Annotated in this window: 19 protein-coding genes and 1 pseudogene; 3 read left to right on the top strand and 17 right to left on the bottom strand. The window is 43.3% G+C overall.

What is annotated here, in order from left to right; all coding sequences use genetic code 11:
* Nucleotides 1-30 precede the first annotated feature (30 nt).
* Both EXA13_RS14740 and hupA read right to left on the bottom strand, forming a co-directional pair.
* On the bottom strand, nucleotides 31-723 hold the full coding sequence (locus EXA13_RS14740; RefSeq protein WP_238133831.1) for a DUF1481 domain-containing protein: 693 nt from the start codon (nucleotides 721-723) through the stop codon (nucleotides 31-33).
* A 40-nt stretch (nucleotides 724-763) separates the two neighbouring features.
* Nucleotides 764-1036, bottom strand: coding sequence for a nucleoid-associated protein HU-alpha (gene hupA / locus EXA13_RS14735; RefSeq protein ID WP_068711629.1), 273 nt, complete (start codon nucleotides 1034-1036; stop codon nucleotides 764-766).
* Nucleotides 1037-1449: 413 nt separating this feature from the next.
* Here hupA and EXA13_RS14730 point away from each other — a divergent pair, with 413 nt between their 5' ends.
* On the top strand, nucleotides 1450-2514 hold the full coding sequence (locus EXA13_RS14730; RefSeq protein WP_238133830.1) for a CNNM domain-containing protein: 1065 nt from the start codon (nucleotides 1450-1452) through the stop codon (nucleotides 2512-2514).
* A gap of 374 nt (nucleotides 2515-2888) precedes the next feature.
* Here the strand turns inward: EXA13_RS14730 and EXA13_RS14725 are convergent, their stop codons facing one another.
* From EXA13_RS14725 to EXA13_RS14715, 3 genes are all read right to left on the bottom strand, one after another.
* The gene (locus EXA13_RS14725; protein WP_238133829.1) at nucleotides 2889-3029 is read right to left on the bottom strand and encodes a hypothetical protein; all 141 of its coding nucleotides are present in this window, start codon (nucleotides 3027-3029) and stop codon (nucleotides 2889-2891) included.
* Between the two features lie 150 nt (nucleotides 3030-3179).
* Nucleotides 3180-4421, bottom strand: a complete 1242-nt coding sequence (locus EXA13_RS14720) for a mechanosensitive ion channel family protein (protein WP_238133828.1) — start codon at nucleotides 4419-4421, stop codon at nucleotides 3180-3182.
* Between the two features lie 16 nt (nucleotides 4422-4437).
* Nucleotides 4438-5028: a YjaG family protein gene (locus EXA13_RS14715; RefSeq protein WP_238133827.1), complete on the bottom strand. Its 591-nt coding sequence runs from the start codon at nucleotides 5026-5028 to the stop codon at nucleotides 4438-4440.
* A gap of 127 nt (nucleotides 5029-5155) precedes the next feature.
* Between EXA13_RS14715 and EXA13_RS14710 the strand changes: the two genes are divergently transcribed.
* A complete protein-coding gene (locus tag EXA13_RS14710; protein ID WP_238133826.1) occupies nucleotides 5156-5728 on the top strand; it encodes a uracil-DNA glycosylase family protein in 573 nt (190 codons plus the stop codon).
* Between the two features lie 74 nt (nucleotides 5729-5802).
* Complete coding sequence (locus EXA13_RS14705) at nucleotides 5803-6480, top strand: maltose-6'-phosphate glucosidase (RefSeq protein ID WP_275949666.1); 678 nt, start codon at nucleotides 5803-5805, stop codon at nucleotides 6478-6480.
* Nucleotides 6481-6613: 133 nt separating this feature from the next.
* Here the strand turns inward: EXA13_RS14705 and EXA13_RS14700 are convergent, their stop codons facing one another.
* The 12 genes and pseudogenes from EXA13_RS14700 to EXA13_RS14645 form a co-directional block, all read right to left on the bottom strand.
* On the bottom strand, nucleotides 6614-7687 hold the full coding sequence (locus EXA13_RS14700; RefSeq protein WP_238133825.1) for a hypothetical protein: 1074 nt from the start codon (nucleotides 7685-7687) through the stop codon (nucleotides 6614-6616).
* A 58-nt stretch (nucleotides 7688-7745) separates the two neighbouring features.
* Complete coding sequence (locus EXA13_RS14695) at nucleotides 7746-10013, bottom strand: hypothetical protein (RefSeq protein WP_238133824.1); 2268 nt, start codon at nucleotides 10011-10013, stop codon at nucleotides 7746-7748.
* Nucleotides 10014-10313: 300 nt separating this feature from the next.
* Nucleotides 10314-14312: a pullulanase-type alpha-1,6-glucosidase gene (gene pulA / locus EXA13_RS14690; RefSeq protein WP_238133823.1), complete on the bottom strand. Its 3999-nt coding sequence runs from the start codon at nucleotides 14310-14312 to the stop codon at nucleotides 10314-10316.
* A 545-nt stretch (nucleotides 14313-14857) separates the two neighbouring features.
* Nucleotides 14858-15862: an NAD-dependent epimerase gene (locus EXA13_RS14685; protein WP_238133822.1), complete on the bottom strand. Its 1005-nt coding sequence runs from the start codon at nucleotides 15860-15862 to the stop codon at nucleotides 14858-14860.
* 182 nt (nucleotides 15863-16044) lie between these two features.
* A complete protein-coding gene (locus EXA13_RS14680) occupies nucleotides 16045-17400 on the bottom strand; it encodes an MBL fold metallo-hydrolase RNA specificity domain-containing protein (protein ID WP_238133821.1) in 1356 nt (451 codons plus the stop codon).
* Between the two features lie 216 nt (nucleotides 17401-17616).
* Nucleotides 17617-19578, bottom strand: a complete 1962-nt coding sequence (locus EXA13_RS14675) for a nucleoside-diphosphate sugar epimerase/dehydratase (protein ID WP_238133820.1) — start codon at nucleotides 19576-19578, stop codon at nucleotides 17617-17619.
* A gap of 214 nt (nucleotides 19579-19792) precedes the next feature.
* Nucleotides 19793-20341, bottom strand: a complete 549-nt coding sequence (locus EXA13_RS14670; protein WP_238117056.1) for a sugar transferase — start codon at nucleotides 20339-20341, stop codon at nucleotides 19793-19795.
* The gene (locus EXA13_RS14665) at nucleotides 20338-21309 is read right to left on the bottom strand and encodes a UDP-glucose 4-epimerase family protein (RefSeq protein WP_238133819.1); all 972 of its coding nucleotides are present in this window, start codon (nucleotides 21307-21309) and stop codon (nucleotides 20338-20340) included. Before EXA13_RS14665 ends, EXA13_RS14670 begins: the two co-directional genes overlap by 4 nt.
* A 2-nt stretch (nucleotides 21310-21311) precedes the next feature.
* Nucleotides 21312-22448 carry a glycosyltransferase family 4 protein gene (locus tag EXA13_RS14660; RefSeq protein ID WP_238133818.1) on the bottom strand — a complete coding sequence of 379 codons (1137 nt, stop codon included), beginning with the start codon at nucleotides 22446-22448 and terminating at the stop codon, nucleotides 21312-21314.
* A gap of 6 nt (nucleotides 22449-22454) precedes the next feature.
* A complete protein-coding gene (locus EXA13_RS14655) occupies nucleotides 22455-23477 on the bottom strand; it encodes an NAD-dependent epimerase/dehydratase family protein (RefSeq protein ID WP_238133817.1) in 1023 nt (340 codons plus the stop codon).
* 22 nt (nucleotides 23478-23499) lie between these two features.
* Nucleotides 23500-24768: a Vi polysaccharide biosynthesis UDP-N-acetylglucosamine C-6 dehydrogenase TviB gene (gene tviB / locus EXA13_RS14650; RefSeq protein WP_238133816.1), complete on the bottom strand. Its 1269-nt coding sequence runs from the start codon at nucleotides 24766-24768 to the stop codon at nucleotides 23500-23502.
* 92 nt (nucleotides 24769-24860) lie between these two features.
* A pseudogene (locus tag EXA13_RS14645) lies at nucleotides 24861-25142 on the bottom strand (transposase); the annotation flags it as partial.
* Nucleotides 25143-25251 lie beyond the last annotated feature (109 nt).

The raw sequence follows: 25251 nt of genomic DNA, 5'->3' as shown, positions 1-25251 counted from the left end.
TTTATATCCCTATCTCTGTGAAGCCAAAGCTCACTCCGCTTCAATCAACGCAGGCCGTTCAATACAGGCATGCCCACTCTCTGCGATCACCAGTACTTGCTGAACATCCAACCGAGCTTTACTCTTTTTAGCCAATACCACAAGGTAATGATCCGTCGCTAACCGCTGCGTGATAACATCGGGGACCGAAGAGGCAAAGGAAACTTGAGAAAACGATTCTTGAGCACAACTGGTAAAAACTTGACCATCCCAAACCCCTTGATACAGCATGACATCTTGGCTTGCTTGCGTTTTACTGAGTACAGACAAACTCTGGGCCTGATCCAGATACTCTTCCCGTTGCTGTTGGTTGAGTGGCAGTACTTTTCCTTCCACTCGAAACTGTTGATAAACCGCTTCCCCCTGTGGGTTAAAGCGTAATTGCACACGGTAAGGCACCAAAGCGTTGCCTTTTAACTGCATTCCCTCACGGACCACTTCCCGTACCTGTCCCTCCTCCCAGCGATAACTGGTCTGATAATGACCATGCTCTCCTTGCAGAACATACTCGGAACCTTTTACAGGACGATTTTGATATTCGGTATACCAATAGAGACGAGTGACATCCCCTGTGCTTTGACCGCCAGAGTAATCATTTAGAAATTCAAGATTAGGATGAGGGAGAGAAGAAGAACAACCCGCTAATAAGCCAGTTGTACACAATAGAAGAAGCCACTTATTCATAAAAAAGACGCCGAGACAGAATATCTCGGCGTAGTATAAATTACTTCACTGAATCTTTCAGTGCTTTACCAGCAACAAATGCAGGAACGTTTGCAGCTGCGATTTGGATTTCATCGCCCGTTTTAGGGTTACGACCAGTACGAGCCGCACGATGATTTACTTTGAATGTACCAAAACCAATTAGTTGAACCTGGTCTCCCTCTTTGAGTGCGCCTTCAACCGCACCAAGAGTAGCTTCAAGAGCAGCCTTAGCCTGTGCTTTAGAAAGGTCTGCTTTCTCTGCGATAAAGTCGATTAATTGGGTCTTGTTCATTAGGTTTCCCTTCTTATAGGTTATCAAATTCAGCCCACTCTAAAACATAAAGCCCCTGTCTGGCAAAGGTTTGTCGCGTAACTTCTGCTTCTCTGACGTACTTTTAACCATAATATGAGTCTTAACTCACAATTTACCGGGCTTCAGTATGCTCACCAGCCTTATTTTTATGGTTTTACGCCTTTATCTATAAGCCAAACACGCAAATAAATTGAAGGACGATATTCAAAAAAACATCATAAAAATGAGAATAATGACAATTTTACACACTCACCAATTCCAAGTTTCACCCAGTTATTTTTCTTGCTATGGGGGGAAAATAAAGATAAAAACACAGGACATTAATCAGGTCCGCGATAGGCTTCTTAACCCCTCCATTTTTTGATCGTGACTTGCTTAATGCTAAGGACTTTATGCTACTGCTTACGCTATACATCACTATTGCTATTGGTGTGTCATTTATCTGTTCCGTTCTTGAAGCGGTATTACTGAGCGTGACACCCAGTTACATTGCCCAATTGCGGCAACATGCCCACCCTGCGGCTCAAAAACTGATTGATATGAAAGCGGATATTGATCGCCCGCTGGCCTCTATTTTAACGTTAAATACCATCGCCCATACAGTTGGGGCCGCTGTCGCTGGCGCACAAGCGACACTGGTATTTGGCAACCAATGGTTGGGGCTGTTCTCTGCACTATTAACGCTCGCTATTTTGGTCTTTTCAGAAATCATTCCGAAAACGATCGGGGCAACCTATTGGCGTCAATTAGCCCCCCTCAGTGCCAACGTTTTGCGGGTGATGATCTGGTGGCTAACGCCTTTTATTTGGTTCTCTCAACAAATCACCAAACGGTTAGCAAGAGGAAACGATACCCCAAGGTTGCGTGATGAACTCTCAGCCATGGCATTAATGGCCAGTGACAGTGATGAGTTTGATGCTGGCGAGTCTAAAATTCTCAATAACCTACTCAATATTCGTGCCGTACCGGTAACTCAGGTGATGACGCCTCGCCCGGTACTGTTTCGTGTGCCTGCAGAAATGTCGGTGAATCAATTTCTTCAAACGCACCAAGACACCCCATTTTCAAGGCCGTTGGTCTACAGTGAAGAGACCGATAACATTCTCGGTTTTGTCCATCGGCTAGAGCTATTTAAGTTGCATCAAAATGGGCTGGGCAATAAGCAGCTTGGGGCCATCATGCGTCCTATTCATGTTTTGCTTAATACACAAACTTTACCGGTCGCCTTTGATCAAATGATGAAAATGCGCTTGCAATTGGCTTTGGTCGTGGATGAATACGGCACGGTACAAGGCTTGCTCACCTTGGAAGATATTTTTGAGCATTTATTGGGCGAAGAAATTATTGATGAGGCGGATAAAATTACGGACATGCAGCAACTTGCTACCGAACGTTGGGAGTTATGGAAAAAAGAGCATGGTGTGATTGAAAGCCGAGATGAAGAAGAACCACAATAAACGTATTCTCCCCTAAATAATATGAGCTCCCCGCCTACGCGCAATGCTGTTCGATTAAGAATACTTCTTCTTTCGGCTACTCTTTAAAGGATATTTATTGGGCCTTATCTTGACCGGCCGTTCATAATTTGGGCGGTCTGGTTTGGGGAGAATTAAATCTTTCAGGTCATCAGTTAAATCTTTGAGTCGTGCTGGTATCGACTGTAAGTTGCTCGTCTGACATATCGCTGTATAGTCATACAAAACCACCTTAAAACCGAGTTTAAAGCTAATTCTCAGGGGGCTGACTTTCGCTTCCTTAGCCGCTAGATAGATTCCTGTCTCAGCAAAGACATGCCAATCACGAGTCTGAGAACATCTTGTGGCTGAATTTTTCAACGTCGGACCGTCGCATGGGATGTCATACTCAATGCGTTGTTTACCCACTCAATAAGCAGGTGAGCATTCAAGACATGTAAGTAATCGCTCTGCAGTGGGTAGCTTGAAGAAAAGTCTTCTAATTCAGCAGCAAACATACGGGCTCCTTTCAGTCAAGCCTGTAGTTTGCTTGAATTTAAGGATCGTTCAAGTTATTCATTCTCCTTAAACGATCAGCATTGCGCCTACGCGGGGATGATGCTCTTCAGGCTGAAAAAATCGATATCGAAAACGCTTTTCTTTGAATATCAATGCTTCTGCCACTGACGGATATCACTGCCAGTAGGAGCTTGAGAGACCCGTAAACCAAACTCTGGCAACACCGCATAAAGATGGTCAAAAATATCAGACTGAATACGCTCGTATTCCACCCAAACTGTGGTAGCAGTAAAACAATATAGCTCTAAAGCAATCCCTTCATGGGTAGGGGCCAGCTGTCGCACCATCAACGTCATCTGTTGATGAACATCAGGATGAGCTCGTAGATAACGCTCTAAATATGCTCGAAAACTGCCTAAGTTCGTCAGGCGGCGACCATTGATCAGGTAACTCTCATCCACGTTGTGGGCTCGATTATAAGCCGTAATTTCCTCAACCTTCTGTTTTATATAAGGTTCAAGTAACTGAGCATGGGTTAAACACTCGATTTCGCGCTCAGATAAAAAATGAACGCTGGATGCATCAATCAGTACGCTGCGTTTAATCCGCCGCCCCCCAGATTCCCGCATGCCTTTCCAGTTTTTAAAAGAATCGGAAATCAGTGCATACGTGGGAATCGTGGTGATGGTTTTGTCCCAATTTTGAACTTTAACGGTGGTTAAGCTGATATCAATAACATCACCGTCAGCACCATATTTAGGCATTTCTAGCCAATCCCCCACACTGAGCATTTTATTCGCTGAGAGCTGAACACCAGCCACTAAGCCCAAAATGGGGTCTTTAAATACCAACATGATCACTGCGGTCATCGCACCAACACCACTGAGCAGAATCAATGGCGATTTCCCAATTAAAACAGAGGTGACAAGCAGAGCCGCAATAATAAATAAGATAATTTTGAGACTTTGGGCAATGCCTTTTAGGGGCATATTTCGCCCAACGGGAGTCCGAGCAAGCAACATTTCCAAAACATTCAATAGCGAATATAAGGTTAGCAAGGCATAAACCACTATCCATAGCGCCACAAACGTTAAGATTCCCTCCCGAATAGCACTGTCAGGAGAAAGCCACCATTTGGCTTGAATGCCGATCACGATGCCCTGTATCAACAATGCAATACGGCTAAACAAGTTGCCAGCAAAGAGCACATGACGCCAAGACGCGTGAGATTGCTCAGCATGCCTTTTTAACCAAGCAACCACTCCCCGATGTAACAGGACATGGATAGCAATGGCAATCAGCATGATTAAGCCCAGCGCTTCAGCAACATGAATCACTTGGGATATTTCAATATCATACTGACTCAACCACTGAGCCATGGATTCCAGCATGCTTTACTCCTTTTTCTTAATCTAGGGTTAAACCAATATTACTCATGCACTCGTCACGCAATTCTTGGCGTAAATCTTTAATTAAATCAATATCACGTTCTGTCGCTTCACGTAATGGTCGGAAAATCGCCCATTGCACATCCCACTCCGCACATACCGCTTCATTCTCTTTCTGATTATCATTGGTAATCACATCACCGGTTTGAGCTTCTTCCAACTGCGCCACCGTTCGCACTGAAATCTGACTGATTTTTTGCATTGATTCGTACAGATCATCGCGATCCAACAAACCATGTAATAAGGTAGACAATGCCTCACAAGCATCAATAGCGGGATACACCAAATAAAGCTCAAACTCATCCGTGGTTGGAATTAAGTCTTCTAACTTTTCTAACTGACGTTCGAAGTTGATCTTCGCATTTTTAACCGTCAGTAACTCCCAGACACTATCTAAAATATCCCGATAACCACGCGCTTGGGCAAACTCCGTCTGTTCGCAGAACAAGGCGTAATTGGGAAACATACGTTCACATAGGCATGCCATAAAGGTAATCTGTTGCCAAGGTTCAAACTTCTCCAGACGAAGCTGTAATGGGTTCTGTAACATAGTCACTCTGATGATTGAGGAAAAATACAGCGAAAGTGTACTGGATAACGAGTGGAGGGAAAAGGATGCTTAGTGATAATGTTCAACAGCGATGGCCAAAGGCCAATTTTATGATAAAGGAAGTGAGATGTTAGCCTCGTTATTGACAGAAATTCGTCATTGCACCGCCTGTGAACCCGAATTGCCTTTAGGGGCGAATCCCATTATTCAAGCCCACTCAGACGCCAAACTCCTGATCATCGGCCAAGCCCCAGGGCTTCGAGTTCACCAGACTTCTATTGCGTGGAATGACCCAAGCGGTGATCGCTTACGTCAATGGTTAGATTTGGATAAAACCCAGTTTTATAACCCACACCAAATCGCCATTATGCCAATGGGGCTCTGTTATCCGGGGAAAGGAAGCAGCGGTGACTTACCACCACGTAAAGAGTGCGCGCCACGATGGCATCAAAAAGTATTAGCACAACTGCCCAATGTGGGAATGACACTGCTGATTGGGCAGTATGCACAAAACGCCTATTTGCCCGATAAACCCAAAACCTTAACGGCAACGGTCAAACAGTGGCAACGCTGGGCCCCATGCTATTTGCCGCTGCCTCACCCCTCACCACGCAACCAATTTTGGCTCAAAAACAACCCTTGGTTTGAACAAGAAGTGATCCCGTTTATCCGTGAGTATGTACATCAGCAGTTAAGGTAGAAGGAAGATACACCATATGTAGCCAATATTAACGCTTCAGGTAATGTTTATACGAATACGTATTAGGCTTGCTGATGATTTCCGTATATTCAAAAGTCTTAAACATCTGTGATATGCCCATTGGCATTGAAACACGCATTGCAGAAATTCTAGGCTATCAAGATAGAAAACAATTCGATGTTATGTATTATGGGCTCAACCACTTTGGTTGGTGGAAAGAGTTTAAAGATGGGAATACTGGAGAAGACTTACTACCCCGCATTAAAGAGTATACCCGCGCTAATGAAGTCATGGATGGGCGTGAGAAAGAGGTCTTTACTGAATGCCGTCGCATTATTGATAATGGCACCGCTGTCGATACCAGCATCGAAGTAGAAGAACACGCATCTTATATTGTCGATCTCGCCACAGCGATTGCCTTTAATACCAAAGAACGTATGTTGCTTATCGTCCCTAACAATGGAGCAATCAGTAACTTTGACCCCACTGCGATGGTTGAAATTCCTTGTATTGTCGATAGTAGTGGTGCAAAACCACTACAAATTGGCGCGATACCTGAATTTCAGAAAGGTATGATGAACCAACAAGTATCGGTAGAAAAACTGGCGGTACAAGCACATATCGAAGGCTCATACCAAAAACTATGGCAAGCGCTAACCCTATCAGCAACAATTCCTAGTGCCTCTGTCGCCAAAGCCATTCTGGACGATTTAATGGAGGCCAATAAAGATTATTGGACTGAACTGAACTAGCCTCCCCCTCCTGATTAAGCCATCCCTCCTCTATTTGAGGAGGGATTTTTTCGTTCAAGGGCATTTTTTATAGAATGAAATCGGAATGCAGCAAAAACCTCAATACTGATCAATCTTTCAATGTACGGTCGTTTTAGAAATCCACAACAATACCGAGATTCAAGGCTAAGAAAGTGGCCTGCTGATAGTTAATATGATCACTTTGAATACCAAGTGTAAACCATCTCCATCGGCCTTCAACCCCTATCGCTCCCGTTTGCCAATTGTAGCTTAACCGAGAATGTAGATTATTACGCCATTGAGAAGTCCATTCCAGATCGGTAAGCCAGAGTTTATCGACATATAAACTTTTAATACCGTAGGCTTGTTGTCCATTAATCAATCCCACTCGGGCGTGATACTTTACAGGAAGGCGCTGAGTTTCATCTCGAAACCCTTCTACCCCATTCACTAATGGCTTAATAGAGACAAAGCCATTCTCATCGGTTTCAGCCGTCGCCGTATTGGCTGTAGCAGAGGTATAGGGCATATCCTGCCAATAAATTGCACTGTAGGCATCTTGTACCAATAAAGAAGCAAATGCATGCTCATGAAACTGCCAGCTCACCCCGACATCCGTGGTATAACCCAAATAACTAGAAGGAGCCTCTACCTCTCTTTTAAGTAAAGCATCTTCAGTATAGGTATAATCCAATTCAAGCAGGCCATTATATTCATCTTGCCCATTTTCTCCTGCCTGCCCCCGTAATCGACCACTCATCATTTCACTCGCTTGCAAGTAACTCGCAGAAAAATGCCAAATCAATGGCTGAGAGGCATCAGAGGTCCATGCCAGTTTGATCCCTCGGCTAATTAAGTGCTCGGCACGTAGATCAATATCGTAAATTTTACCTGTTTGCATATCTTGACGATTCACCGACTCACCATAAAGCCGCATGGTGTCAGGGCTAAAACGTAAATACCATTCATAACGACTCAATAAAGAAAACGAAAAATGTTGATAACGAATCCCCAATTCAGCCTGGTTAAAAGTAATGGCATGCTTGGCTGGTGTATACATCATTTTCTCGCCCTTTACTAAAGGATAGATAGCATTATCTTGCGAGTAACCAAACGCTTGGTTGTGGCTAAACAATTGCCAATCTGTGCTAGGCTCAGATAATGGAAAAAGACTCAAACTGGGCAGTAATAAAAAAGCACTCGACATGATGAGATCTCAATAAATAAAGAGCCTCCTAAGAGGCTCTTGTAACCACAACCAATACCTAAAAGAGAGACTCAAACTCGCCATTGGTATAGCGCACAACAACAACCCCCTTGCGAGGTTCATCAATACTGGCTACTTGTTTGTTGCCCACCTTGATATGACCGGAAACCTCTCCTTGCTCACTTTCACGTAAAATCGCGATCGCAGAACCATTCGATAACTCAACAGCCAGTGGGTTATCTTGTTCGGTATTGACCTCAGTTTTTAGAGTAAGATCTTTACCATTATAGGTAATTAAACCATTAAGATTCACGGTATCAAACGCTGGTCGAGCAGCTTGTAGGCTCACTTTTGCAATCTGTGGATTATCTGGATTCACCTCTGTTTCCAAGCTCACTAACACAGAACCCCGCAAGAATTTATCGGCCGTTTCTGGTTTAATATCATCAAGGCTAGATCCAGGTTGGGCAATATCGTCTTCTTGCGTGAATTCATAATTAAAACTTTCTCCCCACTGCCAAGCCTGGCGCATACTACTGAAGTAGACTAAACCATTCGGGTTATCGAGCGTCACTCTGAAGGAAACACCCGCTTTTTGATCTTGATACTCTAAATTTGCATTGATATTGAAGCTTAAGTCACGAGCGCTAAAGGTTTCTTCTTCAAATTCCTCTGACTGATTTTGCTGCTCAGTATATTGAGACGATGAGGTGTATGTCCCCTGAATCACTGGGTGATTAACGGTCAAGGCCACACTGCCTTGCAACATAAAAGGCTCATCACTACTGTCATTGGCATCAATGGTTAAATCAGTCAGAGAAAAGTGCAGTTTATCCGCTTTTAGATGCCACTCTTCGCTTTCTTCATAACCCGAGTTTTCCCCCTCAAGAGAAGAGCTTTGCCAGTTTTCATCGGCCACAAAAGTCAGCACTTGTGCTTGTCCACTTTCCGCGCTTAACTCTACCGCACCCTGCTTAACCCATAACTGAGAGATAGTCAGATCAATCTCTGCTTGTTCATCTAACGACCAAGAGTTTTCTGTCTCTTCTTCTACTGCTTGAATGGTCGCCGATCCCACCACGGTTAACTTAACGGTGTCTGTATTAATCGTGTAAGTATTTCCCGTTTTCACGACTTCCCATTCCCCCGCCTCTTCCACCATTTCCTCATTCACATGGTGAGCAATTGACATCAGTGCAGACGAGAGCATTTCAAAAGCGATATTGACATCGTCTTGTAACAAATCAGGAATAGGTTCAAGGCTCTCTCCAAGTTGTACAAACCCTTGACGTAAGGCTCCTTGCTCTTGCGTTGCATCATAGATGGTGCGAACTTGTGTCACTAACTCTTTCGCAGCTTGAACCTCTGTCGTTGGTGGTTCAGGGTCAATATCTGGCGTGTCGGTTTTTGCTTCCTCAATATTTTGATCTACCGCACTAAAATCCAGTTCAAGCGATTCATCCTTCTCTTCCAGCTTGGTTTTGACCACAGCTAAAAGCTCAGATGAACCCCCCAATAGATTTCTTCGTACGGAGTTTTGTGCCTCAACTGGATTTTCACCCGCACTGACTAAATCATCAATCTGAGTAAATAAGGCTTCTAAATTTGGCTTTTGATCTGCAAAAGCCGCTGATAATGCCGCCACTTGTACGGAGTGAACATCACCCCCCTCAACCGCTGCTTTTATCGCCGTTGCATCAGTTAAGTCAAGCGCCCCCAGTGACATGACTTTTTGTCCATCGATACCAAATAACTTCGCTACCATACTACGGCTATTCTTGATTACATCCGTATCGACTTCATCACTCCCACGAGAGGCTCGAATGGTATGCTTCGCTATCGTATCCGTGACACTCGTTATATGAGAGGTAATGGTGTCTGCATCTGGTGCTAAAATTGAAATGAGTTTAAAACCACTTTCTGTATTCGGATAACTATCAACTGAAATCCAGTCACCCAATGAATGATTATCATCAAGACAAGCCTGAAAATCACACTTCATTTCTGTTTCGATGGCATCATCTGGATGAGAGGTCAGCACAAAAAGTAGTGCTCGATTTTGTGGTAGCCCAGACAAAGAATATTGCCCGCTGTCATCGGTCACCGTACTGGCTAAAATGTCCTCTTCAGGGCAAGTCTCCTCATTAATATTGGCCCCGGTCGCTATACAAACATTGACCAAAGCATTTCTTATTAATCCTTTATTTCCGACACCAGAAACATCAGATTGACTTTCTGGTGTCGTCTCTGAACTACTACTTCCTCCGCCACACCCCGCTAAAGCGATAGAAGCCAAGACTGCGGTTGCTAGTAAGCTTTTTTTCATAATCACATTCCTATGTTTGTTCGCTAGCATCACTTATTCACCATGAATCATTCACATGATGAATGGATTTGTTTTTTAATATTAGGAAACAAATGCGTATAGATATGAGATAAAAACGTGATCAAAATCACAGTTCAATATGAGAAAAAGTAAGAATTCTATCGAGTGAACATAGCCATAGACAAATAAATAAGGACGTTGGAAGTAAAAAATCCTCGAACTTTTCAGATCGAGGATTGATACCTCAGAGAGAAACGCATGGCTTTCTCTTCATTACGGATATTTTAATAGCGGATCAGCTTAGTTTTTCGTTACCGTGATGACAGGTGCACTTTTATCCGCCGCATTGAAGTCGAAATGGTAGCTTCCCGCGTCTGGTATTGTGATACTGATATTGCCACTGGCACCGCCAGCTTCCATCGTCAAAGGTGTACCAAGTACCAACGCACCTTGAGCACCAAAGTTAGTTGCATCAGCCCAGTCGGCACTGGCTACTTTCATATCAAATTTACCGGCTTTGAGGTTAATATCTAGAGCATACACTTCGTTTGCTACATAGCTAAATTTTGCAGTTTCGATTGCAGCCCAATTAGCGTCTGTCACATCCCCTCGTAAATAAAGAGCAGTATCACCAAATGTAGGCGCATCGGCAGCTTTGGTGACAGAGACCACCGGTTTGGCTACGCTTTCATCTTGCTCGTTCACTGCGTTTAAGATGAAATTGTATTTACCTGTTTCAGCAACCGTAAGTTTACAATTCGCTTCTGTACCTAACTCAAGAGAGTCATTGGCTAAATCCACATCAGCACAACCGATATTGGGATTTGCCCAGCCTGAATCCGCAAACTTAAACTCATGCTCACCGGCTTCAAGAACGCCAGTAACAGAGTACAGGCCGTTACCAATGAAGGTCATCGCCCAGTCACTGTTATCAGACCATTCGTTCATTGAGCCTTTGACATACACCACAGCATCACCATAGGGAGGAATGCTAGAGACATCTTTATTGTCTTTATTGACAGGCAGACCTGCACCTTGCGCGCCGTCTTGTGGCTGTACGAATACCGCCGTAGTCAGCGCAGGAACGGTAAAGGTTTCATCTGAAAAGCTTGCACCTTTCACGATGTTATCCGCAGACTTTTGTTGAACTTCATGCAGCTCAAAACCCATTGCCCCTGTAACTTTGAAAGATTGCTCCGTTGATGTTGAGTTCACAACGGCCACGATCGCATCGTAGTTCGAATCCAAATCGGCACCTGCTGATGTACCATCATCGATAGACATCACAATCAAGCCTTCCACTTGCTCTTCTCCCACATTGCGGAAGTCAACCCGATTCATCACTTCTTGCGCGGTATCTAGGCGGAACAGTTCACTGGTGCTACGGATTTTTAGTAGCTCTAGGAATTGTTGCTTAGTCAGCTCGATGTCGGTTGAGTCTGGTTTCGCCGTGCTGTCACCAACGATGGTTTTGATCAGCTCCCAGTTGGCACCGTCTTTATCTTCACGCGGCAAGCCAACGTTCCAGTGATTGTCGCTTCCGTCGAAGAATACACGGTTGAACCAGTCACCCGAATCGTACGAGTCACGCTGCATGGATTTCGAGCGCAATAGCTCAGAACCCATGTGGATGAACGGAATACCTTGGCCTAGCATTACCGTTGATAGAGATACAGACTGCATGCGCGCACGCTCAGCTGACGAAGTACCGGTCGCGATCTTATAGGCGTTGTTGTCCCATAGCGTTTGGTTATCATGCTTAGAAACGTACGAGATATTCTCTGATGGTGCTTTGGTGTAGCCCGCAGGTGCACCATTGTAATCAACGTTCTTACCAAGTTTGGTTTCGCCTTTGTAATCCAGAAGGACGTAGTCAGCTAAGTTACCCGCCATACCTAGACGAACCAGATCTTGGTTGTGTAGACGACCATTCTCAGATTCTTTGTCATCTTTGGTTTCTTCGTTAGGATAAGCGGCATTACCGAAACCTTGGTTAAAGCGAAGTGGGTGCAGCCCCTCAGAATCAACACCGCCATCAAACGGGCTTCCGCCACGCACGGCGTCACGCAGACGATCCGAGAAAGTACCAATTTCTGTGCCCGCCATGTTGACTTGTGTTGCTTGATCAAAACGTGCGTTTTGAGCGACCTCACCAAAGTCCCAACCTTCGCCGTAGAACAAGGTATTTGGATCGATCTTACGCACTTGTTCCAACGCATACACCATCACATCTTTCGGCTGGTGACCCATAAGGTCAAAACGGAAACCATCGACTTTGTAGTCATCTGCCCAAACTAGTAATGAGTCAACCATCAGTTTACCCATCATTAGGTTTTCGGTTGCGGTGTTATCACAGCAGGTTGAGTTTTCTACGCCACCCGTGTTGACGTTTAGACGGTGGTAGTACCCAGGAACAATTTTATCGAGCACCGATTTATCATTCACACCAGAGGCATTGGTGTGGTTGTACACCACATCCATCACTAATTTCAGCCCCATTTTATGGGTCGCTTGCACCATTTTACGGAACTCAAGAATACGTTTAGCTCCGTTAGGATCGGTCGCATAACTGCCTTCTGGTACGGTGTAATGGTATGGGTCGTAACCCCAGTTGAAACTATCTAACATGCGAAGGTCATTCATTAACGCTTGTGCTTTGCCTGTCGCAGGGTCGTAGCTGTTTAATACCTCTTCAATGACTTTTGTCTCAGATTCGGTTTCACAAACAGAAGCTTCAGGTTTAATGCCACATAGCTTGCCAACCGTATCGGTAATATCAACACGGTTTTCCGCATCTTCATCCACCGTCGCAATGTCGAAAGCGGGCAAAATGTGAAGGGTTGTCAAACCTGCATCTTTTAAAGCTTGCAGATGTGAAACCGATTCGCGGTTTGCTTCGGTGAGTGCTAAGTACTTACCGTTGTATGCTTTGGTACCTTGAGTGTCGCTAAAGCTAAAGTCACGAAGGTGAGACTCGTAAAGGACGTGATCTTCATCTTTTTCCACGGTTGGTCGTGCGTAGGTGTCCCAACCTTGAGGTTTCAGGCTAGAATCATTTTCAAGATCAACCACTTGAGAATAGCGTGAGTTTTTCGACAAGCTTAATGAATATGGGTCTGTGACCAAACGCGTTTCGATAACACCCGTTGTTGGGTGATACACCTTCACTTGATAGCGATAGTATTTGTTGACAACGTTGCTTTGTGCCTCAGAAGCCCAGATCCCCGTTTCTGGATCCTCTGTCATTACAACGGTCGCTTCTTCTGCTAAGTTTTCATCGTAGATGATAAGATCAACATCTTGTGCGGTCGGTGCCCATACTTTGAAGGTCGTAGCGCTGCCTTCCACAATCGCACCCAGTTTTTGGCTAATCGCGTCACCCGTCTTGGAATCAGCAAATACGGCATCTAATACACCGGCTTTTTGTACTTCCGTTGCCGCTATCGCTTCGTCATTCGCGTTATACGCCACCATGACAATCTGTGATTTTAAAATGGTACGTAATGTCTCATCATCTACATCAAGGCTTGCCGCTTGTAAACTCGCAAGGTGGCGAAAACGCGCCTTCAGTTCAGAAGACAGTTCACCCGATTTTGTCAGTTCAACCGCCGCCCCCCCCGTGATCACCTGATCATCATCCATCTCAATATCGTTGATTAAGCTATAAAAAAGCTTGATATATTCGGCATTTGCAACGGCTTCCCAAGCAATTGTATCGGCATCTAACCAATGTGCTTTTTGGCCATCAATCCCCACTGGACGCTCTGCGATTGGCTGATAGTATAATTCGCTACTACCATGGAAACCAAACAAACCTTTTGACTCGCCGATTTGGGTGAGATCAATTTTAGAGTTTGCACTACCAAAAGCTTTATCATCACCTTTATGCAAAACAAAGTTCATACATTGATGAGGATCAGAAGCATCAGGATTAACTTTCAACACATAATAAGCGCCATACGTTTCACTGATTCCTGTAAAGGGATAAGGTGCCCCCCAATCGGTACCACCGTCAGGAATTCCCATCGCAGCTAGGTCTGTACTGGTACAACCTTCACCATTCCATAAATGTAATCCCCAGCCATCATAATCACTTGCGTTCGCGCTGGCTTTCGCAACGGAAGCGACATCACGTTTATAGTAAATGACGACTTCGTTCTCTCCCGCTTGGTATAAGTCAACACTTGAGTTCGTGTCATCGTTACTGCTATCACTGCCACAACCACTGATTACCGCAATGGAAATCAAAGGCAATACGATTTTGGCAATCGTTGATAAATTGAATGTTTTATTGTCCACGTTTACAAATCCATTGTTATTAAATTGATATGACGGACGTGTCGATATCCCGAGGCATTTAAACTCGTATCACTACACGACCGATTGGGGCAAAATTGCCGAAAAGGAAATGTTCCGCTAGATACTAGTGCACACAATCATCAACAAAATGTGAGAGCAGACGGTTAAGTTTTTTACAAATGCAAATTTTCTATCACAATTGAACTTGTTCACATATTGAATAAAAAAATAGATAGTAATAGAGACATTCAGCACATCTTTACGATGTTAATATCACTAGGAGGAGAAAGGGGGGATGAGGGGGGGATGAGAATGTCTCAGCCTCAAAATAGTGATTGAGATCGATAAAAACAGCATGTTCTTTTCTATCAAAAAATAATCAACAGTGATATTAATCACAGTGATGATATTGCTACTTAAAACAATTAAGAGCATTAACACATCAGTGCATTAAAAAAGGCCAGTAGAACAACCATTGATTCAACTGACCTCTTTCAAACAGAGTGACTCAAACTCACACCCTAAAATATTAAGAAATGCTGGGATTACCGAGGGTAAAACTCACGATACCAAGCAACAAACTCTGCAACGCCTTCTTTCACACCAACACTTGGGCGATAACCGGTTGCAGTAAACAAATCTTCCGTGTCAGCATAGGTTTGATAAACATCCCCCGGCTGCATCCCCCGGAAATTTTTCTTCGCTTCCATACCCAATTCCTCTTCAATGGCTTTAACAAATTCCATCAAGTTAATTGGGCTACCATGACCAATATTATAGATAGCATAAGGCGCAGAACTGCTGGCAGGCGTTCCTTTTTCTACTGTCCATTCAGGGTTACGAGTAGGAATGACATCAGCAATACGCACCACCCCTTCGACAATATCGTCAATATGGGTAAAGTCGCGCCACATATCACCATTGTTATTAATATCGATGGTTTGACCTTCTAAAATTTTCTTAGTGAAGATAAACGGAGCCATATCAGGTCGCCCCCATGAACCATACACGGTAAAAAAGCGTAAGCCCGTCGTGGGGATATCATATAAATGGGCATAACTGTGCGCCATAAGCTCATTCGATTTTTTGGTTGCAGCATACAGAGAAACAGGGTGATCCACCGAATCTGATGTTGCAAATGGAACTTTGGCATTCAACCCATACACCGAACTGGAAGAGGCATAAACCAAATGCCCGACTTTCTCTTGGCGGCAACCTTCTAAAACATTCAAATGCCCGACAAGGTTAGAATCGGCATAAGCGTGCGGGTTTTCTAATGAATAACGAACCCCTGCCTGCGCCGCCAGATGAATCACGCGTTCAAACTGCTGTTGGTGAAAAAGCTCGGCCATTTTGGTGCGATCAGCAATATCCAGTTCAATAAATTGGAATAGAGGGTGAGTAATCCGTGCTAAACGAGCCTGTTTTAATGAGACATCGTAATAATCGTTAAGGTTATCAATACCAATGACTTGATGACCCTGAGCAGTCAATTTTTCCACAACAGCACTACCGATAAAACCCGCAGCCCCTGTGACTAGATATTTCATGTGGTTATATTCCTTTAGAAAGTCGAACAGGCCACTATTCGGCCTGAATGCTTATTGCACAAAATTTTATCATGATACGAAAAGGATGTTTACACCTTTATAGCACCTTACACGCCCACCCATACATAGATTCCCGCTAGCGCGGGAATGGTACACGTTCAATGAATCAATAGAATGACTCGCTACTCCACAACCGAATAGCCTTTTTCTCTTAACAGAGCAGCAAAAGCACGTTGGGCTTCCCGTTCACCGTGGATAAGATGGATCTGCTGCGGCTTTTCCTCAATACCTTCAATAAAATGCAATAGCTCTGATTGATCGGCATGTGCCGAATACCCCGACATCACATGAATATTGGCATTGATCTCTATTTCTTCACCATCCATACAGACCACAGGTTCCCCTTGCTGAATGGCTCTGCCTAGCGTTCCTTCGGCTTGAAAGCCAGCAAAAATCACATCGGTTCGAGAATCACTCAACAACGCTTTTAAATAATCGACGATTCGCCCACCTTGGCACATTCCCGATGCTGCGACCACAATAGCAGGCTCTCCGGTTGAAGCTAAACGATTGACTAAAGCTTGATGGCTTCGATAATCCGTAATTTGAATACATTGTTCAAACGCCAATGGGTGTCGATGCTTCTCTAATCGCTCTTTCGCTTCTTGCCCCCAAAGCGCTTTAAACCGTCGATAAGATTGGGTCACTTTCTGCGCCATTGGCGAATCAAGGATGATCGGTAAATCAGCATCAATCTGCTTCTCGTAAACTAAACGCTCAATATCAAACAGCAGCTCTTGAGTACGCCCCACACTAAACGCGGGAATCAAAATTGTGCCACCATCAGCCAGTGAGCGTTCAATAATAGCCCGCAGTTGTTGAGCGCGATGCTCGACCCCCTCATGCTCACGATGACCATAAGTGGTTTCAATCACTAAGTAATCGGCACGTTTCGGTGGTTTAGGATCCGGTAAAAGTGGTGTATTACTGGGCCCTAAATCACCCGAAAACACCACCACCTCTTGAGTTGGTAGCATAACTTCAACATAGGCTGAGCCAAGGATATGGCCCGCGGGATTAAATCGAACAGACAGTGAGGATTGAGAAAGAGAAGAAGGAGGAGTGTTAGGAACTGTATCGTTAGCGGAGTTAAGCGTTATCCACTGGCCATAATCTACCGCGTGAATACGCTGTTGGATGAGGTCTAATATTTGCTGAATTTGTCGGCGGCTTAACCCTAATTGCAATTTTAAACCGTCTTCTAACATCAAAGGGACTAATTCTGCCGTAGCCGGCGTACAATAAATCGGGCCCTGAAAACCCGCCGCCAATAACCAAGGGAGGCGACCAATATGGTCAATATGTGCGTGAGTTAAAATCAGAGCATCAATATGCTCAACCGGAAAATCAAGATCCGCCGTCACCGCATCTTTACCTTGAAACAAGCCACAGTCGATTAACACCGCCATGTTATGAGATCGCAGCTCATGACAAGAGCCCGTAACTGTATGCTTTCCACCATGATGAATCAGTTGCATGTCCTTTGCCTTACGCTATGTATTATGAATAATCAAACATAACATAGGCATATCATTATAGATTCGACGTCACTGATTCGTTCAAGCGATTTCATGTTTTACCTTTCTTGAACGACATACTGTTATCATAAAAATATGAATGAAATATCATTGATAAACCCCTAAAAATAAAAAAAGGCCCAACAATGTGGGCCTTATTAGCTCTTCAAGATCATTTTATGCCGTTTGTGATGTTTTCAACTTAACAATCTTTGAATCCGCGTTATATCGCTTCTGTTTCGCATTCCAAACTAAATCACCAATACCATCGGTGGGATTAAACCCTGTTGGTGTTTCTAGTAAAATTTTCCGAATCGCTTCATGATCAAATTCATGACAGGCTTTATCTAAATGGTCCAAAATCCCAGAAAACTCATTTAACGGTAAAAAACGTTCATTAGCTGTCATAATTCGCTCATGCTCTGTTCCTTGAACATTATCGCCAATCAGCAACTCCTCATAGAGTTTCTCTCCCGGGCGTAACCCCGTAAACTTGATTTCAATATCTCCACCAGGATTCTCTGCGGATTTCACTTCTAAGCCAGATAAACGAATTAAGTTTTTAGCTAAATCGACAATTTTAACAGGCTCACCCATGTCTAATACAAACACATCGCCCCCTTTCCCCATGGCTCCCGCTTGGATCACTAACTGAGCCGCTTCAGGAATGGTCATAAAGTAGCGAATAATTTCTGGGTGAGTGACCGTAATAGGTTTGCCTTCCGCAATTTGACGTTTAAATAAGGGGATAACAGAACCTGAAGAACCAAGAACATTACCAAATCGAACCATACAGAAACGCGTACCTTTCGATTTCTGATTTTCTTTCTCGGCTAAAGCTTGTAATGCTAACTCAGCCATACGCTTCGTGGTTCCCATCACATTCGTTGGGCGCACCGCTTTGTCAGTGGATATTAAAACAAAAGACTCAACACCTGATTCAATTGCCGCTTTAGCACAATAATAAGTACCAAATACGTTATTACGAACCCCTTCGACCACATTGTACTCAACAAGAGGAACGTGTTTATAAGCCGCGGCATGATAAACCGTTTGAACGCCAAACGCTTTCATCGTGGCACACAATCGATTGACTCGCTGAACAGAGCCCAATAGAGGAATTATCTCTATCTGCAATTGTTCTGCCTCAACCCACTGGCTCAGCTCTTTATCAATTTGGTACAAAGCAAACTCGGAAAGCTCAAACAAAATCAGAGAACTCGGTTTTTGCATCACAATTTGTCGGCATAATTCAGAACCAATCGATCCCCCCGCTCCCGTTACCATGACCACTTTGCCATGAATATTCGACTTCATTAAACAAGAATCAGGTGCAACAGGATCACGCCCGAGCAGATCTTCTATTGCGACATCTTTTAATTCATCAACCGTCGCATTCCCTTCAACAATATCGGTAAAATCTGGCACGGTTAGCACTTCAACCGGTAAGTGAAGCAATTTATCAATGATTTGCTTTCTTTCTGAGCGGCTCGTTCTTGGCATCGCCAATAAAATTTTATCAATTTGATACTTTGCAACCAGATCCTGCACTAAAGCAGAGGGGTAAACCGTAACCCCTTGAATAATGGTATGAGCCAGTGAAGGATCATTATCCAAGAAAGCTTTTATTTGATACTGAGGAGAGTTACGCAAGGCTATCGCTAACTGCCTCCCCGTACTACCTGCGCCGTAAATAAGTACTTGTTCCCGAATATTTTTACATTGCGACTGAACAATCAGAGAACGAACTAACATTCTCGCCCCACCACAAAACAGCACCAAAAACGTTAAATAAATTAACGGGACTGTTCTTGGGATAGCAGCATTTAGATAATAAGCGAAAGAGGTTAAGGTAACCGCAGAAATGGCCGCCCCCATGGTAATAACCATCAAGGCATGAAAAGTTAAATAGCGTAATACCGCACGGTAAAGGCCTAAACGTGCAAAAGCTATCAATGTGATGAATAAGGTTCCAACTAAAACCCCGACTTCGACACCAGAAGAAGGAAGCACAATTTCCCCCAACCTTACCCACAATGCAGCAAAAAAAGAAAAAATGATTAAAATCGTATCGATTGCCAAGCTAATCAAACGCTTGTGCCCCCTCGATAATGACCAAATATAAGCCAACTTATCCATAATGTATCTCTATTTTGCGAATACTTTTATATAGTCCTGACTGACTATCACTATAACAGCGCTGAATGCACTTCTTCTTTTTATATAAAAACATGTTGAGCCGCCCTGCGATATAAGAAGAACAGCTTTTTCAAGTCAGCAATTTCCTAAAACACCAAATAAAACTAGCACTCAAGGTAGCATACTAAGCATATATCCTAAAACAAATACGCTCTTATTTGACCGCATCACCAGCACCACTACCCGTAGCCGTCATTAAGATATACTTAAAGTAGTCTTTCACTGTTAGCGAATCAATCATCTGCTTATCCGTTTTCGCTAACAATTCAGGGGTAGACATATCGATATTTTGTACTTGTGCTAAGCCTGTAATACCGGGCAGTACGTCATACACGCCTAAAGCATCACGCTCTTTAATCAGCTCTTGTTGGTTAAAAAGATTGGGACGTGGACCCACTAAGCTCATTTCACCTTTCAGAACATTAATCAACTGTGGCAACTCATCAATCTTAGTTTTACGCAAAAATGATCCTAATTTAGTGATTGAAGCATTACTGGCTAGGTGTGAAGCCACTGACTGAGTATCTACTGACATAGTGCGAAACTTGATCAGTTTAAATGGTTTTTTATTTCGACCAACACGCTCTTGGACAAAAATCGGCGAGCCAGTATCGAATAGGCCGATGATAGTTACGATAAGTAATATAGGCCACAAGAACAACAAACCAAAGAAGGCTGCAAGAAAATCTAATAAACGAATCATGATTTACCACTATTTTTTTTTGAAGATAGAAAGGCCTCAGCTGTTTTCTTGAAACCTTCTTGTAATGTTTGAGGAGGAGCCCAATCAAGTGTCTCTTTAGTATGAGAAATATCAACCTGTAACGAGCCAATCAACCTATCTACCACATCAGATTTATTGAATAGTTTTCCTGCTAGTTTGTAACACCAAATTGGAACGGGCAGTTGCCAAGTGGGTTTACCTAAAGCAATAGCCATTTCACGAACCATTTCAGAAGTAGACACATCGTGATCATCTGAAACTAAGAAAACTTGATTTGCCGCTTTAGGGTGGTCAATACAAGTAATAATGAGATCAACCAAATTATCTACAGAAACCAAACTGCGCTTGTTCTTGATGATACAACCAAATGGTAGTGGAATCCCCTTTGCAACTAATCCCATAAGTGAAGCAAAATTGGCTTTTACACCTGGGCCATAGACAAGCGTCGGGCGGATTATCACTATCTCCATACCTGTTTCTTTACCTAATACCAACAACTGTTCTTCTGCTTCAGATTTGGACCTACCATAAGGGTCTTCAGGTAAACACTGATCAAAAACGGTAAACGGCCCACCATTTGAAGTGGATTCACCGTTGACCTTAATAGAACTTAAAAAGATGAAGCGTTTTACACCGCTTTCTGCAGCCTGATGAGCTAATTTTACAGTACCTTCAGTATTGACAGCGCGAAACTCAGATAAAGGATCAAGAGAGGAGTCATTCATTATGTGGACGCGAGCCGCGCAATGAATAACACAATGCACACCAGATAAAGCATTATCCCATTGTGTATTTTTATCAATATCAGGGATCTTAACGCATTTGCCAAAAGTCTCTGAGTTCTTATTTCGCACAGCAGACAAAACTTGATAATGATTGATCATTGCTGCATTGAGTACTTTTCCAACAAAGCCATTAGCACCTGTTAACAAAACTTTTGATGCCATTTTCATTTTTCCAAAAGCTCTCTATAAATGATCATATGTTGTTCAACAATTTTTTCGATTGCAAAGGCCTCTTCTGCCAATACCCTGCCCGCCTCGCCCATTGTTTTTCGTAAACCAGCATCTTGAACCAAAACCTCAATTGCATCAGCGAGAGCGATGGCATTTTTTACAGGCACAAGAAGGCCAGTTTTTTCAGGTATTATCGCGTCTCTGCACCCCGGTACATCAGTCGTCACAACCGGACGACCACAAGCTGCTGCTTCAACCAAACTTTTTGGCAACCCCTCACGGTAAGAAGGCAAACAAATTATGTTGGCCTCACTATAATGTTTGCCAATGTTTTCTTGATAACCAAGTAGTTGTACAAAGCCAGAAGCAGCCCATTGATCTAATTCAGTTTGAGACACACTGGTAGGATTACCTAGATCAGGTGCACCGATTAATTTCATTTCAACCGCGATGTTACGCTCGTTCAATATTTTAGCGGCTTCAATAAACTCAATCACTCCTTTGTCCTTAAGTAAGCGTGCAGCCATAGCGACAACCGGAGTCCCTTCAGGTTCAGGTAGAAAAGGGTAATCCAAAAGGTCAACACCAGACCCTCGGATCATTCTTACCTGATGTGTGTTTAACGTTTTCAAAGATAGAAGAATATCTCGATCGTCAGGGTTTTGAAAAATCACAGACAAACGCTTCTGATTAAATGCAAAGCGGTACATCAATATGACTAACCAGCGACGTAAACGCGCAATAGCAGATTCAGCTAAAAAAACGGTACCCAAACCAGAAACAGCACTCACAACAGCTTCAACCCCTGTCAGCCGCGCCGCGATACCACCATATAGTACTGGCTTAATAGTAATAAGATGAACCAGTGACGGTTTTATCACCTTAAATAATTTAATTAAGCTAATTAGCGTTTTTAACTCATTCAGCGGATTTTGACCGCTTCTAGCAAAAGGTACAACATGATGAGTAAAACCAATAGACTGGATAGATTGAACATCCGGCCCCTCAGCAGTAGCTACATGAACATCATACCCCGCTTTTTGAGCAGCGATAGCAAGAGGTAATCTGTGAGATAAAAAAAACTCGGGCGCATTAACCACAAAAAGTATACGTTGTGTTTCGTTAGTCAAAGTCCATTAACCCACATTCTGTATATACCAAGGCATAGCCTTAACTATTCCATCCATAATATGGTATTCAGGCGCGTAACCTAATTTACCGATGGCCTTGTTAATATCCGCCTGAGAATGGCGTACATCTCCAGCTCGAAAATCACGATATAGAGGGGCCTTGCCATAGGGCTTATCATTTTTACCTAACGCCGTTTGTAATGCGTGAAACAAATCATTAAGCGTAGTACGGTCGCCAACAGCCACGTTATACACTTCATTTTTTGCCTCATCAGATGCTGTAGCCGCAAGTAAGTTCATTTGCACCGTATTTTCGATAAAACAAAAATCACGGCTAGTTTCACCATCGCCATTTATAACAACATCTTCATTAAGTAACATAGCTGCTGTCCACTTGGGTATTACTGCAGCATACGCGCCATTTGGGTCTTGCCGTTTACCAAATACATTAAAGTAGCGCAAACCGATTGCTTTAAAACCATACGTTTTAGCGAATACATCCGCATACAATTCGTTCACATACTTAGTCACCGCATACGGTGATAAGGGCTTTCCAATATTTTCTTCTACTTTTGGTAACGCTGGATGATCGCCGTACGTAGAGCTGCTAGCAGCATAAGTAAAGCTTTTTACTTCAGCATCACGAGCTGCCACTAGCATATTTAAAAAGCCACCAATATTAGTCGCATTAGTGGCGATCGGATCATTAATCGAACGAGGGACCGAGCCCAGAGCTGCCTGATGTAGTACATAATCAACGCCGTCACATGCTTTTTGGCAATCTACTAGGTTACGAATATCACCTTCGATAAAGGTAAATCCTGCCCACTGTTCAGAACTAACCAATCCTTTAACTTCATCTAAGTTGTGCTTATGCCCCGTTGCAAAGTTATCTAAACCAATAACCTTTTGGTTCAGCTTTAACAAGTGCTCCAATAAATTGGAACCAATAAACCCAGCAACGCCAGTTACGAGCCATGTTTTAGACTGTGTTTTTAATGTTTCAGTTAATGTTTGATACGCTGTCATACTATTCTCAGTCCTTTCTTGCTTACAAACGTAAATCTGCTTGCTCGCGTGGCAATACGTATTTCAGATCATATAATACATGTTCACTCTTACCCAATGAGCGAATTTTAGCTGCGCCCATCTGCGCGAATTCATCATGAGCAACGGCTAGAATGATACCGTCATATTGTCCAGCAATAGGCACACTAATCGGTGAAATCGCGTATTCATGTTCCGCTTCTTTGGCATTAATCCAAGGATCATAACAATCGACTTGCACACCGTAACCTTGTAACTCATGAATAATATCAACAACCTTAGTATTGCGTAGATCTGGACAATTTTCTTTAAAGGTTAAACCCAATACTAATACTCGCGCACCATCAACATGGATACGTTTTTTCAACATCGCTTTCACTAGTTGGCTAGCGACATAAGCCCCCATGCCATCATTTAAACGACGCCCAGCTAAGATAATTTCAGGATGATAGCCAACGGTCTGAGCTTTATGGGTAAGATAATAAGGGTCAACACCGATACAATGGCCACCCACTAAACCAGGACGAAAAGGTAAGAAATTCCACTTAGTACCCGCGGCTTTCAGTACTTCTTCGGTATCTATACCTAACTTGTTAAAAATTAACGACAGTTCATTAATAAGGCCGATATTGACATCACGCTGGGTGTTTTCTATGACTTTTGCCGCCTCCGCCACCTTAATAGAAGAAGCTTTATGTGTTCCAGCGGTAATAATAGAACGGTATAATTGATCAACAGTTTCCGCTATCTCAGGGGTAGAACCTGATGTCACTTTTAAGATCGTTGTTACACGATGCTCTTTATCACCGGGGTTAATGCGTTCAGGGCTATAACCACAGAAAAAGTCTTTGTTAAAAGATAAACCAGATACACGCTCCAAAACAGGCACACAGTCTTCTTCGGTCGCACCGGGGTACACTGTAGATTCATATATTACGATATCGCCCTGTTTAAGCACGCTCCCAATCGTTTCACTAGCTTTAATCAACGGAGTTAGATCTGGCTGCTTATGCTCATTGATTGGAGTTGGCACAGTAACAATAAATACATTGCAGGTTTTTAACTCGTCTAATGAATTACTGTAAGTTAAATATTCAGCCGAGGCTAATTCATTATCATCGACTTCTAAAGTACTATCATGGCCATTTTCCAACTCAGCCAAACGAGCAGAGTTAATATCAAACCCGACTACTGGATATGTTTTGCCAAATTCAACGGCTAGAGGTAGCCCCACATAACCTAGACCAATAATGGCAAGTTTAAAGTTATCCATTTTTACTCCAAAATTTATATTTTAAATTAATAAAACTATTGTAGATATTTATCAAACCAAACCTGATGCTAACTAGTTAGCACACGGAAAAATCATGAACATTCCCGTAAATAAAGGCTTCCCAGAACCTTCAAAAGGTACTCTGGATCCATCGCGCACATCGCTCTTTTGTGTTTAATGCTCGCTTTCAGCGTCGTTTCACTTTTTAGCATGTTTAAGCACATCTGTCTGATCCTTGCGAAATTCTCTGCTCGTTCTTCCGCTCGTTTACGGTAAGCATCTTCACCAAATTCTGTATCCAACATCCAATGCATCGACTCAACTAACCAGTGCGAGCGTGAAGCATTTAACAATTCTTTAGCACTGAGCGCACGGAAACCGCATGAACATCACCGCCCTGTAAGGCCACGGAAAAATCATGAACATTCCCGTAAATAAAGGCTTCCCAATACCTTCAAAAGATACTCTGGATCCATCGCGCAC

The sequence above is a fragment of the Vibrio cincinnatiensis genome, from assembly GCF_022113815.1.
Lineage (GTDB): Bacteria > Pseudomonadota > Gammaproteobacteria > Enterobacterales > Vibrionaceae > Vibrio > Vibrio cincinnatiensis_A.
The sequence above is the reverse complement of the archived record's forward strand: the minus strand, read 5'-3'. Positions and strand labels throughout refer to the sequence as shown.